This is a genomic window from Paenibacillus tritici (assembly GCF_018207515.1).
Classification (GTDB): domain Bacteria; phylum Bacillota; class Bacilli; order Paenibacillales; family Paenibacillaceae; genus Paenibacillus_AQ; species Paenibacillus_AQ tritici.
In genome coordinates this window covers 2591541-2604711 of record NZ_CP073365.1, presented here as the reverse complement: position 1 = coordinate 2604711, position 13171 = coordinate 2591541, and the positions used below count along the sequence as shown (strand labels likewise).

The window sequence follows — 13171 nt, the reverse complement described above, 5'->3', positions numbered from 1 at the left end:
CTTATCTCCGGACGTTGCCGGACCATTCCCTCAGCACCCTATCCAGCGCTTCCCCGTGAATCGGCTTGGAGATAAAGTCCTGCATCCCTGCCCGGAGGCACATGTCTTTGTCTTCCTTCCTGGCAAAGGCGGTGACAGCTATAATAACCGGCGACAGCCCCATGGTCCCGCGAATCTGTCGGGTCGCTTCAATTCCATCCATTCCCGGCATCTGAATATCCATGAACACCAGATCATAATGCCGTGAACGTACGGCTTCAACCGCCAGCTCCCCGTTCGGAACCAGATCCGAAGCGTATCCCCGCTTTTTGAGAAAGGCCTGGAGGATCTGCTGGTTCACCGGATGGTCTTCGGCAATGAGAATGGACAGCGGGCCGTATTCAGATTCAGGGTGATCCATATTGAAGATCCCGCCCTTATATTCTTCAGCGGCAGCAGTTCCCGTAAGCAGCGGTTGGCCAGACTCCTCTGCCGGACACATCACGCTAATCGTGAAATAGAATTCCGACCCTTCCCCTTCCATGCTGTTCACACCAATGGCACCATCCAGCAGCTCCACCAGCTTCTTGCTGATCGCCAGCCCCAGTCCGGTTCCGCCGTACTTGCGGTTGATGGAAGGGTCCAGCTGGGTGAAGGACTGGAACAGCAGATTTTGGCTGCCCTGCGGAATTCCAATACCGGTATCTGTCACCGAGAACTTCAGAATCAGGGACCCGGGCTCCCGGGCCGCTTCCAGTGTCACGGACACGCCAACTTCCCCTTCTTCGGTGAATTTCACCGCATTGCCGACGAGATTCACCAGAATCTGCCTTAGCCTGGTTTCGTCGGTAATCACAACACCCGGAATCTCCCGTTCAATATCGCTGCGGAGAATCAGCCCTTTCTCCTGAACGCGCGGATAAAACAGCTCGCATACGTTCTGGACCACTTGCCGGATATCGACCGGCTGCAGATCCAGGGTCATCATGCCGGATTCTATCTTGCTGAAATCCAGAACCTCATTCAGAATATGCACCAGTGCGCCGCCGCTTTTAGTGATAATCTGGGTGTAATACTGCTGCTCCTCCGTAAGCTCTGTTCCTGCCAGGAGATCAGCCATGCCAATGATCCCGTTCATCGGAGTGCGCAGCTCATGACTCATAATCGCCAAAAATTCTGACTTGGCCCGGTCCGCCTTCTCCGCAGATTCCTTGGCACGCACCACAGCCTTCTCCTCGGTGATATCGCGGAAGACAACCACCGCACCTTTGCGCTCGCCGTTATCGTACAGGGCCGTCATCCGGTATTTCACCAGGAAGGTGGAGCCGTCCTGCCTCCAGAAGATCCCTTCCTGCTCCCGGTCATAGGAGAGATTGGTGCTCAGCAGCTCCCCCAGCGTCTTTTGTCCTCCGGGATATAATTCACCATCCATCCAGGTCTGGGCGATCGTATGCAGCTTGATGCTCGCGGCCACTTCTCCCGGATGGTATCCCAGCATGACCGAAGCCGCCGGATTAATAAAGACGGTCTCCCCCTTCAGATTGATCCCGAAGATCCCTTCAGAAACAGAGTTCAGAATCAGGGCATGCTCATAGCTGAGCTTCTCAATCTGCTCCAGATACCGCTTGCGCTCTGTAATATCACTGGTAATTGCAAATACACCCACCACCTCATGGTCAACCAGAATAGGCACATAGATCATGCCTACCTCAACGATCCCCCCGTCGCGGCGGATAATCCGGGTATCGAAGGTCTGGGCTATACCTCCGGCAGCGGCAAGAAACCGCGAATTCACAAACTCCAGCTCATCCCTGTCAATAATTTCATCGTAGCTCGAATTCAGCAGAGTCTCCCGGGAATATCCCGTCAACTGTTCCAGACTGGCATTCAATGACTGTATGTAACCCTGCAGATCCATTGCGCTGATCGCGGACGGATTATATTCAAAAAGCGATTTGTAACGGTTCTCGCTCTCCAGCAGCTTCAATTCATATTGCTTGCGTTCGGAAATATTCCGGGTAACTCCGATCATCTCCGCAACCCCTGCACTTCCCGTCTGCGTATGGCGAAGCGTAGTCTCGACCCATAGGTAAGAGCCGTCCTTGCACAGGAAGCGGAAGACCATGGGCTCCAGCTGCAAGCCCTGCTTACTGCTGTCCAGATAAGCCTGCACCCTGGTATAGTCCTCAGGATGCACATAGCTCATCCCGCTCTTGCCGGCCATTTCTTCCGGGGTATACCCGAACATCTGCCTGCAGACCGGTGAGGCATACAGGAATGTCGCCTGTTCATCGGCAGCGTTACGCGTGATAAAGTCCTTGGAATTCTCCGAGATCAGACGGTAATTCCGTTCACTGTCGCGGAGCTGCTCTTCCATCCTGTGACGTTCGGTAATGTCCTGCACGATGCCGCGGACCTGCTGAACTCTGCCGCCTGCACCCAGGATAACCTCCCAGTGAGCATAGATGAACTTTCGTTTATCCCTGCCCTCAATCCTGAAGACGGCTTCGCCGTTGATTCCCGACTTCAGGGTATGTTGCAGCTCTGAACGCAGTGCCTCCAGATCCTCCGGCACCACACAGGTGAACAGCTCGTTATAATCTGCCACGGTATGATTTCCGGTGTTCTCTCTTCGCTCAAAGATAGCCATCATCTGCCTGGAGACACTCAGCTCCCTGTTAACGGAATCCCATTCCCAGGAGCCCATCTGTCCAAGCTCCTGGGCAGAAGCCAGCATCTCTTCGTATTTCTTCCGCTCTGTAATATCCCGGGCAATGGTCAATAGCTGGCGCACTTCACCTGCGCTGTCACGCATGATCTGGAACGAGCTTTCAATCCAGATGTAATGACCATTCTTATGTCTGACCCTGCGGGTAAAGACATCGCTGTCCGAGAAGAGCTTGCCCTGCTCAGCCATCTCGCGCGCGTCCGCTTCATGATAATACTCCAGCTTCTTCCTGCCGAGCATTTCATCCGGCGAATAGCCTAGCAGCGCTTCCACAGACGGAGAGACGTAACGCAGAGTACCGTCCGGGTCCGCGAAAGAGATCATATCCGGAGTATGCTGTGTAATCAGCTTATAGAGGTGATGATCCTCCTCAATCTTCTTCTCCGCCAGCTTCCGGGCGGTAATATCGGTCAGCTCTGCAAACAGGTGGGGGTGCCCGGCAGCCGCTTCATCATTAATAACAAAGATATGCAGCGCAACCCAGATCACTTCCCCGTTCTTACGCACGAACCGTCTTTCTGTATGTACAGCCCCGTCCGGGCTGTTCAGCAAGCAATCCATAATCTGTCCGTGGTCCAGGGCTCGTACATCTTCCGGGTAGACCATATCCAGATAACGCAGCGCCCTCAGTTCAGCCTCGGTGTACCCGAACATCCCGCAAAGGGCAGGATTGGCCATGAGCACAGTACCATCCATAATGGATACTGCCGCATATCCTATTGAGGACCGCAGATACAAGTGCTTAAATAGAGTATCGGACAAAGCTAAAGCCTCCTCTGTGAAAGTGGGGACATAAATTACTAACAGTATACCTTTTTTTCGGCAAATATGCTCCAGCACACTTTGTAGTTAGTGTTAGTGGAATTAGTACACCTAATTTGACGGCAATGGTACATTTATAAAAATTAATTGGATAAACAACACTTACTCCGTCCAATTTCAGCAGAATTTATAGAAATCTGAGGATTAAGTGGACTTTTTCCAACTGCTTACTTGCAACACTCCATATAAGCAGAATTAAATGCCTTTTTTCCAACTAAGCCCTCCCTCTCAGCGATTGAAAGGCTACACAAACAACCGCCCGCGTCACTTGCATGACGTCAAGGCGGTTGTTATAGGATGTTCATGGAATATATTAATCCAGTCTCCGGCGCGGCAGCCAGCAGGCGCAGAATAGGGCAAGGGCCAGAGACAGACCTGCAAGCAGCCATTTATCGTGATCCCATTCGCTTCGGAGCAGGCCAAACAGATAGAAGTGTCCGGTCAGCTTGCCTTTGGTGGTGAAATCGAGCAGATACCAGGCGAATCCGGCAATGTATCCGGCGGAGATGTTGCCGGTCAGCAGCGCAGCCGTCGTTCCTGCTGTCCCGATGGCCACAGCGGTGATAACCGTCCCGCCGATCATCGGCCACAGTTCAAACTCAGCCCCGCCTCCATGCACCCAGGTGAACAAGGCAGTAACCGCAAGGAAGATAAAAAGCACGGTAAGCAGCCAGCGAAACAGAAATACTGGATGAGGACGTATCCGCTTGGCATAGAGCACTTCCCCTATCCCTCCATCCTCCAGAAGACCCAGGTAAGGATAGACTATCAGCCCTATGAGGCTGATCAGCAGCTCTCCCAGCTTCGCTGTCTGCCGCCTGTCCATCAGCGACGGCTCCATGAAGAACGGAACGGCAACCAGAAGCGCGGCGGACAGCAGCCAGGAATAGTGCAGGGTCAGCTTGAGGTTGTATCCGGCCAGCGGGAGGATGATCTGCCGGCTCATCTCAGCGCCCCCGGGTCCGGCGCCGCCAGCGCTCCCTTCGCCTTCTTCCTGTTCAGCGTCCCCGCTGAATCCAGCCGGCTGCGGTTTCTCTCCCATAACCCTGCCGCTCCTATAACCAGCAGGACCGTCAGCACCAGATAGAAGCTGCGGTTAAGCGCAATCTCATCCGCCCAGCCTCTGTACAGCTGATAGTCATCCGGTGAGTTGAACCGGATGAACAGCCGGTTCAGTCCGTAAGAGCCCATCAGCGGCAGTACCGATAAGAACCACCAGACGATCTGGAGGGCGATAGGCACAATTCCCCTCCGGAACAGCATGGAGCCGAACATCCCGAAGGCCACAGACACCCATAGCGTAGGCAGCAGCCACCAGGCGGTGTACCCGAGGAAGATCATTATGGCCTCTCCCGTCTGGCCCGTAAGTCCCAGTGTATCCACCGTTTGCCAGCCCCCAATGACAGCGAGGATGAGATAGACGAGAGACAGCATGATACCTTGCGCGATACACTTGGAGCCTACGTACACCCATGATGAGACCCGGCGGCTGTAGGTCAGCTCGCTCATCCGGCTGGAGCGGTCGCGCAGCAGCAGGAAGGCGGACAGGAAGACTGGAAAGATCCCTGCGGGCAGAGACATATAGTCACTGAAGTAACGTGCAGCCCCGGGCAACAGTTCACCGGCGTTCACTTTGGCATTATAACTGGAAAGAATAACTGCCTGTGCCTTCACTGCCTCCTCGTAGGATTCAATAGGGAAACCATAGTCCCTAAGCCCTACTTTATACATGCTGTTTCCGCCAAGCTGCTTATCGATCTCCCCGGCAACACTATATACATTCGCCATAGTGTACTTGTCAGGAGTTAGCAGAATCCGATCAAGTTCGGAGACCGCTTTCGACAGCGCTTCCTTCTCCTCTGCTGTCAGCTTGCTCTTGACAGAGAAGCCCAGTCTCTGCTTATCCGTCGTTCCGGCATTCAGGTCGAAGCCTATTTCCCTCTTCATTCTTTGGGCCAGCTCCGTAGTGTTACCCGGCTGCTTCCTGCCGTAATACGGGTGCTCCGCAGTCCCCAGATTCTGCGGTGTAACGCTTGCTGCCGGTGGACTTAGTTCACCCCAGGTTTCCTCCGTAGCATAAGAGGTGAAATAGAAGAAGACGCTCGCAATAATAAACAGATAGAACACCAGGCTGCGCAGAGTCATGCGCAGCTCTTTGCCGATCAGCGCCATCATACCGGGGATTCCTCCCTGCGCATAAGGTGCAGATAAGCATCTTCGATAGACGGCACTGTCTGCCGTGCTCTTGCAAAGGGCTGCTCACCTGCCAGTACCCGAACCCGCATCACATTGCCCTCCGGCACAGCGGATAATACCGGGAACCGGTCACGGTCCCGCTCCCATTCCGCCCGGTCCAGCTCGGCGATCCAGACCTGCCCGGCAGCGGCGGCGGTCAGATCGCCTATCCGGCCGTGATAACGCAGACCTCCCTGATGCAGCACAGTCATCTGCTCGCAGGTGGATTCCACATCCTCGACCACATGTGTGGACAAAAGAACAATTCGCCCTTCCGCAAACCGGCCCAGCAGCCGCCGGAAGCGTATCCGTTCCTCAGGGTCCAGCCCCGCTGTCGGCTCATCGACAATCAGCAGCTTCGGTTCATGCACCATCGCCTGGGCCACGCCGAGCCGGCGTTTCATCCCGCCGGACAGCGCCTTTACCTTGGTCCGGCGCTGCTCCGTAAGATTAACCAGCTCCAGCAGATTGTCGATTCTCCGTTTCCGCTCCCCGCGGCTGGCAATACCCGAGAGCAGGGCCAGATAATCCATGGCCTCGTAGACGCTCATCCCCGGATAGAAGGCGAACTCCTGCGGCAGATAGCCGACCAGCTCACGGACCCGGGCTTTATCCCGCAAGGGGACGCCGCCGATCTCCACGGTGCCCGAGGTCGGTTCAAGCAAGGTGGCAAGCAGACGCATCAGCGTAGTTTTGCCCGCTCCGTTAGGACCGAGCAGGCCGTGTATCCCTTCGCCCACCCGGAAGCTGATATCCTGCAGTGCCTGCTTGCTTCCGTAGCTCTTGGTCAAATGATTAATAATTAGCTCCATTCCAGTCTTCTCTCCATTCTAAGCTTCTCCCCATTCTTAAGACTCCTTGTCTACGCGTCATTCTCCGGACTCCACGACAATTCAAGCCGCTCTATCAGCAGACCTGCTGCGATCAGAAGGAGCGAGAGCGCTACGCATAATCCCTGATTGATCTGTCCAACCCTGATCATCAGGGCAAACACAGCCGTAAACAGAGTAATGCCCGATAGTGCCACTGCTTTGCGTCTGGCAAGTATTTTGCGGTTATGCAGCACTTTCCGGGCTTCAAGCTTGTCATATTCCAGCAGACGGGCTTTGCGGTAGACCTCATCCAGAAATAGCTGCTCCTGTTCGTTTGACTTCACAATCCCCCTCCTCCTTGTCGTAGATCTGCCTCAGCTTCTTGCGTGCCCGGTGCAGCAGCACCTTGAAGCTCACCGTATTCCGGCCCATCACCGCAGCCGCCTGCTCATAAGACATCTGCTCCACATCAACCAGATAGACCGCCTGGCCGTAATCGGGCTTCATCTGGCGCAGCCTTCTGCGCCATTCCAGATCCTCCTCCCGGATGATGGCCACCCGCTCGGGATCATCCGAGCCCGCTGTATGTATACTGCCGGTTCTTTCGGCCCTCTGGTCCTCTTGCGCACCGGACAAGCTCTGCTGCCTCTTCCGCTTACGCATAGAGTCAATGCTTTTGTTGCGGAGAATGGTGAACAGATACGTTGTGAAAGATGCCCGGCGGTCATACTTCTCCGGGTACACCAGCAGATAGGCGAAGCAGTCCTGTGCCAGATCCTCAGCGGTATGATAATCACCCGTCAAGTGATAGGCAAAACGCACCGCAGGCTCCCGGTACCGCCGGACCAGCCATTCAAAAGCCTCCAGGCTTCCCTCTCTGAATCTGCTGAGCACCGCCTCTTCTTCCCCCGGACCCGCCTGCTGTGCCCCTGCTTCCCGGCCTTCTGTATGCTCACTTCCGGTCCCGTTCGTCGGTTGCCTCCTCCTCTCCCGCTGTGTCATCCACTGGTTATTCGTTTCAGCCCGGCAAAAGGTTACACTCCTGCGGATGAATTATTACCCTTCTCACGTGGTCCTCTTGGGAATTCTCACCGTCACGGCCGTACCCTGGCCGATTTCGCTGCGGATCGTGATCCCGTACGCCTCGCCAAAATAAATCCGGATTCTCTCCTGGGCGTTGAACAGTCCATACGATTTGGATTGCCTGCTTAATACCGTATCCATCGTCTCCTGAGTCATTCCCGGACCGTTGTCTTCAATGCTGAATACAATCGTATCTTCCTCGAAGCAAGCCCGCAGGCTGATCCTGCCGCGCCCCTCCCGCTTGTTGTCTACGCCGTGCTCAATCGCATTCTCCACAATCGGCTGCATAATCAGCTTGATCATATGATAGCCCAGCACCTCCGGGTCCACCTCGTACACTACATCGAAGCTGTGGTCATGCATAATCAGCTGCAGATCAATATAAGATTTCGTATTCTCCAGTTCATCATGAACGCTGATCACATCCTGCCCCCTGTTCAGGGTCGTCCGGTAGAACTTGGAGAGGGTTGTGGTGATTTTACTGATGTCATAGGCTTTAATGCTTATAGCCTTCCAGTTGATCAGCGACAGAGAGTTATAGAGAAAATGCGGATTGATCTGGGCCTGCAGCGCCTTCAGCTCCGCATCCTTCTGGACAACCTTACTGCGGTAGACTTCATTGAATAGCTCATTCAGACTTTGCAGCATATCCTTGAACCGCGAGGTCAGCTCGCCGACCTCATCATTGGAATCGACCACAATGTCTACATGCAGGTCCCCGCGGGTCACCCTTTTCATCGTGCGGTTCAGACGGTAGATTCTTCTCACGAATGCATTGGACAACAGCCAGACCGCAGGCACCAGAATCAGCAGGCAAATCCCGACCGTGAGCATGGTGGCGCGGAGAATCGTCTTGGCATCGACACCGATCGAATTCTTGGGCATATAAAAGACAAGCTTCCAGCCCGTCACGCCCAGCGCCTGGGAGATCACAATGAAATCGCTTGCACGCTCTTCCGCTGCCTTAGCCGACTCGAAGGACGGCAGCCCGTTGTGATAGTCATACACAGGCTCCCCCGCTCCATTCTCGACCAGGACGCCGTACTCACCGGAGACCACATTGGTCAGACCCGCAAAAATCTCCTTGCTGTCAAAGCCCAAGTAGATCAGATTGTCATATTGCGTTCCCGAGCCGCCCACCATTCTCCGCACTGCGGACAAGGCCGTGCCCTCCTTGATCCAATGCGTCTGGCCGCTGGCCATAGCCGCTTCATACCAGGGCTTCCCGGATACGCTGCTAATCGGCAGAATCGTATTCTTCCGTTCCGTGATGTTATTCCCTGTATACACCGTCAGCTGGCGGATCTCTTCGTTCAGGAACAGAAGCGTATTGAACAGCGGCTCCACGATGGTGTTCAGATCATTGTACATATAGTAATAATTATCGGAGTAATCATTGTTGAAGACGGACACCACACTAGAGTTGAAAGTGAACGAGTCCAGCGCGGCATTGAGCTTGCCGAACTTATAATCCAGATTGGCGGCGATCTCCGACACATTGTCGGTTAAGGTCAGCCGGGCCTGCTGAACGAGCAGATTCCTGGATTGGTCATACGAATACCAGCCAAGCACACTGAGCGGAATAATGATAACGAGCAGATAAGAGACAAACAGCTTATGCTTAATTCTTAAATTCCTGATGAACCGGCCCAATCGCTCCAGATCTACCCCTCCTGTCTTAAGCCTCTTGTCCTTATAACGTAGCATTGACCCCGGCAAATAACAATCTGAAAAAGCAGCGGACCCGCATAAGCCCTTCCCCCAAACAACAAAGGGGTGTCCCCAGCCGTTTCCGGCTTACAGGACACCCGCTTACATGCAGTTTACGCTTACTCTTTGACGGCCCCGAGCACGATTCCGCTGACGAAATACCGCTGCAGAAACGGATAGATCAGCATGATCGGAATCATCGAGACCATCACCTTGGCCGCGTTGAGCAGTTGGCTCGACATATTCGACAGACGTTTGATCTCTTCCGGGTCGGTAGTGTTCATGATCGAATTCACGCTGATAATCAATTGCTGGATATACGTTTGCAGCGGCCAATTCTCCTTGTGGTTCATCAGGATCATGCCGTCAAAAAACGCATTCCAGTGACCGACGACCGAGAACAGGGTGACTGTCGCGAGTGAGGGCAGGGAGATGGGGAGATAAATCGTCACCAGCGTTCTCCACGCCCCCGCGCCATCCATCCCGGCAGCCTCCTCCAGCTCCTTCGGAACGCCCTTGAAGAAGTTCATCAGCAGAATCACATTGAATACCGGAACGGCGGTAGGCAGCACAAGCGCCCAGATGGAATCGAGCAGCCCGTACGTATTGATCGTCATATACCACGGGATCAGCCCGCCGTTGAACAGCATGCAGAAGATCACGAACCACATATAGACATTTCTGCCCGGAAAATGTTTGTTCGATTTCGATAAAGGATAGGCCATCAGCACGGTAACCAGCAGATTGATGGCTCCTCCGAGCAGCACTCTTTTCACAGATACGCCAAAGGAAGTGAAGAAGCTCCGGTCACTGATGACCGACTTATAGGCTTCCAGATTGAAATCAACCGGCCAGAAGAAGACCTGACCCGACATGGCCGCCACCTTGCCGCTGAACGAAATAGCCAAGGTATTCAGTACGGGGGCCAAGGAGAGAAAAGCAATCACGGTTAGAATACAATAAATCACAATATCAACAGTCCGGTTGGTTCCGCGGATCACAGCAAATCACCTCTGTCAGAAAATACGGTAGTTGGCAAACCGGGCAGCCAGACCATAGGAAGCGGCAATCAGCACAAAGCTTACGACCGATTTGAGCAGGCCTACCGCTGTTGCCAGTCCATACTGGATTTCAAGCAATCCTGAACGGTATACATAAGTATCAATGATATCCCCCGACTCATAGACAATCGGATTATACAGGTTGAGAATCTGCTCGAAGCCCGCATTCAGCACATTGCCGAGGCTTAAGGTCGCCAGCAGAATCACCGTGGTCATCAGACCCGGAATCGTAATATTGGTTAACCGCTGGAACCGGTTCGCTCCATCAATGGCGGCTGCTTCGTACAGATTAGTGTTGATTGAAGTCAGGGCAGCGATGTAGATGATCGTATTGAAGCCGAATTCCTTCCACACATCGCTCGACACGATCACGAAGCGGAACCAGTGATTGCTCTGCAGGAACATAATCGGATCGCCGCCGAACCACTGGATCATCTGATTGATAATGCCGTCCAGACTGAGCAGGTTAATCAGCACTCCTGAGAGAATAACCCAGGACATGAAATGCGGCAGGTAGACAATTGTTTGGATGGTGCGCTTGAATTTAATATTCGCTACTTCATGGAACAGCAGGGCAAAGACAAAGGGAACGGTCAATCCGGCAATGATCTTCATCAGTGCAATGCTCAGGGTGTTTCCGAGAATCAGCCTGCTGTCCGGCAGGCTGAACATATACTCGAAATTCTCCCAGCCCACCCAATCCGAGTGGAAGATGCCCAGCGTAGGCTGAAAGTCCTGGAAGGCAATCACAATTCCGAACATCGGAACTACACTGAATGCTATGAGCAGCAATATGCCGGGGAGCAGCATCAGGTGGTAATTCCAGATGGAAGCTCTGCTTCTCATGGTGACTCAACTGCCTCAGCAACCTCTTTGGTGATTTCATCCCCTCCGATGCTCTTCCAGGTCTTCACGAACTTGTCGAATTCTTCAAGGGGAGAAGTGCCGGTAATGATTTTCAAAAAGGTCTCGTTTTCGAGTTTTTCCAGATTGGCTCCCTTTTTAAGCATCGCTTCGGTCTTGCCGTAGAATACAGGCTCCACCTTCACAATTTCTTTCGCTCCGGTGATGGAGGCGGCAGTATAGAAGGCCAGTGAATCGGCATAAGCGGGAATATCCTTTTTCGGATTCTCATTATTCTTCAAGACCGCCTTGACTCTCGGCAGGATGCGGGCCGGCAGGCCGTCCAGATTCTTATCCTTAATCGCCTTCTCATAGATCGGGACATCACGTGCCAGGGAATCCTGATAATCCAGCTGCACATTAATCGGGTAATTAAGCCAGCCTACACCCAGATCCTTATACAGCTCCTGCGCTGTAGAATCAAGCAGGCGGATGCCTTCATACTCCACGCTGAGCATTTTCAAGGCAGCTTCGGGGTGTTCCGCCTTCTTGTTCACCACCATGAAGGTTCCCGATGGCGTGGATGGCACGATATTCCGTTTGCCTTCCCCGTCCAGCGGTACAGCCAGCGGCACCCAATCCGCTTCCGGGTTGGCCTTCACCGCATCAGACAACGCCCAGCCTCCGAACCAGGGGGCGAACAGGATACCGGCCCGGCCGCCTGATACAAGCCCGGCATTATCCTCGTACTTCCGGGTCAGGAACTCTTTGTCGATCAACCCGTCCGCATACATCTCTCTCAGCTCAGAGAGCGCCTGCTTGGTCTCTGGAGTTGTGGAGCCGTAGATGATGTTTCCTCCCTCATCCTTGAACCAGTTCTTCGGATAAGCATGATTGGCATTGAAGATCGGATCGAAGGTGAAGAAGCCGCCGTCTGCGACCACTGATTTATCGCCAAGCAGACCAACGGTATCCGCTTTCCCGTTACCGTCAGGGTCCTGCTCCTTGAACGCTTTGATCACAGTCTTCAGCTCATCCATAGTACTGGGCGTCTCAAGCTTCAGCTTGTTCAGCCAGTCCTGGCGTATCCACAGGAGCTGATAATTGCCGTCAATGTTGGTATTGGGCAGCGCCATCAGCTTCCCGTCGATTCTTCCGGTGTTCAGCACCCGGTCTCCCGTGTAGGAGTTGTAATAATCCTTAATCAGCGGCGAGGCATATTGATCGTATAATTCAGTCAGATCGGCCAGCATACCCGCTTTGGCCATTCTCTTGAACTGCTGCTCATCCACCACCAGAATGTCAGGCAGGGAATTGCTTGAGATTGCCAGGGTAACCTTCTGGTTATACGCATCCTGGTCTTCCACCGAGAAATCGTATTTCACCTTTACGTTCAGGCGGTCCTCGACATATTTCAGATACTTGTTATTCTCCAGCGTATCTCCTGCCGGCAGGTTATTTCCCGATACGCCCTGTCTCCCCAGAGACACGGTAACGGGTTCTTCATATTTGCTGAAGGGTCCATCGTCCTCTTTGGTGGTGGCGGATGGTTCATTGCCTCCCGCATTCGTGGACTCACTGCCGGCGGGCGCAGCTACCTTCTCCTCCTTTGGACTGCTGCCGCAGGCCGCCAGCACTCCCAGCACCAATACCATGGACAGCAGCAAAGCCATAACACGAATTCTCTTCAATCTCATAGATGCCCCTCCCAAACTTTGTTATAAAACGCTTTCATGCTTACAGTTAAATTGTAAATTAGCCTGGAAGGGAGCGAAATCCCAAATTCTTTGGATACGCGTCAATTAATTTGGAAGCTATATAAGACGCACTTAAGATTTAAACTTGAAGCTACATCGTCACTGCGGTGAACATTTGGACTTCCGGCCGCTGTTGTCCCC

The 13171-nt window shown here is 53.5% G+C and carries 10 protein-coding genes; all 10 read right to left on the bottom strand.

The genetic code is table 11. From position 1 onward, the window contains the following. Position 1: 1 nt before the first annotated feature. Positions 2-3469, bottom strand: coding sequence for a PAS domain S-box protein (locus KDC22_RS10860; protein WP_211723026.1), 3468 nt, complete (start codon positions 3467-3469; stop codon positions 2-4). A 373-nt stretch (positions 3470-3842) separates the two neighbouring features. Continuing rightward, the gene (locus KDC22_RS10855; RefSeq protein WP_211723025.1) at positions 3843-4571 is read right to left on the bottom strand and encodes a hypothetical protein; all 729 of its coding nucleotides are present in this window, start codon (positions 4569-4571) and stop codon (positions 3843-3845) included. Further along, positions 4472-5704, bottom strand: a complete 1233-nt coding sequence (locus KDC22_RS10850) for an ABC transporter permease (RefSeq protein ID WP_211723024.1) — start codon at positions 5702-5704, stop codon at positions 4472-4474. The genes KDC22_RS10855 and KDC22_RS10850 overlap by 100 nt, the downstream gene beginning before the upstream one ends. Next, complete coding sequence (locus KDC22_RS10845; protein ID WP_211723023.1) at positions 5701-6576, bottom strand: ABC transporter ATP-binding protein; 876 nt, start codon at positions 6574-6576, stop codon at positions 5701-5703. The genes KDC22_RS10850 and KDC22_RS10845 overlap by 4 nt, the downstream gene beginning before the upstream one ends. A 50-nt stretch (positions 6577-6626) precedes the next feature. Continuing rightward, positions 6627-6920 (bottom strand): hypothetical protein, encoded by a 294-nt coding sequence (locus KDC22_RS10840; RefSeq protein WP_211723022.1) that lies wholly within the window; start codon positions 6918-6920, stop codon positions 6627-6629. After that, on the bottom strand, positions 6883-7578 hold the full coding sequence (locus KDC22_RS10835; RefSeq protein ID WP_211723021.1) for an RNA polymerase sigma factor: 696 nt from the start codon (positions 7576-7578) through the stop codon (positions 6883-6885). Before KDC22_RS10835 ends, KDC22_RS10840 begins: the two co-directional genes overlap by 38 nt. A 63-nt stretch (positions 7579-7641) precedes the next feature. Next, positions 7642-9366: a sensor histidine kinase gene (locus KDC22_RS10830; RefSeq protein ID WP_211723020.1), complete on the bottom strand. Its 1725-nt coding sequence runs from the start codon at positions 9364-9366 to the stop codon at positions 7642-7644. Between the two features lie 122 nt (positions 9367-9488). Next, the gene (locus tag KDC22_RS10825; protein WP_173141266.1) at positions 9489-10370 is read right to left on the bottom strand and encodes a carbohydrate ABC transporter permease; all 882 of its coding nucleotides are present in this window, start codon (positions 10368-10370) and stop codon (positions 9489-9491) included. Positions 10371-10385: 15 nt separating this feature from the next. Next, a complete protein-coding gene (locus KDC22_RS10820; RefSeq protein ID WP_039297518.1) occupies positions 10386-11276 on the bottom strand; it encodes an ABC transporter permease in 891 nt (296 codons plus the stop codon). After that, positions 11273-12970, bottom strand: coding sequence for an extracellular solute-binding protein (locus tag KDC22_RS10815; RefSeq protein ID WP_211723019.1), 1698 nt, complete (start codon positions 12968-12970; stop codon positions 11273-11275). The genes KDC22_RS10820 and KDC22_RS10815 overlap by 4 nt, the downstream gene beginning before the upstream one ends. Positions 12971-13171: the final 201 nt, after the last annotated feature.

Coding starts and splice junctions, on each gene's coding strand:
- KDC22_RS10855 (WP_211723025.1), bottom strand. CDS start 4,571: ATGGGAGAGAAACCGCAGCCGGCTGGATTCAGCGGGGACGCTGAACAG.
- KDC22_RS10850 (WP_211723024.1), bottom strand. CDS start 5,704: ATGATGGCGCTGATCGGCAAAGAGCTGCGCATGACTCTGCGCAGCCTG.
- KDC22_RS10845 (WP_211723023.1), bottom strand. CDS start 6,576: ATGGAGCTAATTATTAATCATTTGACCAAGAGCTACGGAAGCAAGCAG.
- KDC22_RS10835 (WP_211723021.1), bottom strand. CDS start 7,578: ATGACACAGCGGGAGAGGAGGAGGCAACCGACGAACGGGACCGGAAGT.
- KDC22_RS10830 (WP_211723020.1), bottom strand. CDS start 9,366: ATGCTACGTTATAAGGACAAGAGGCTTAAGACAGGAGGGGTAGATCTG.
- KDC22_RS10820 (WP_039297518.1), bottom strand. CDS start 11,276: ATGAGAAGCAGAGCTTCCATCTGGAATTACCACCTGATGCTGCTCCCC.
- KDC22_RS10815 (WP_211723019.1), bottom strand. CDS start 12,970: ATGAGATTGAAGAGAATTCGTGTTATGGCTTTGCTGCTGTCCATGGTA.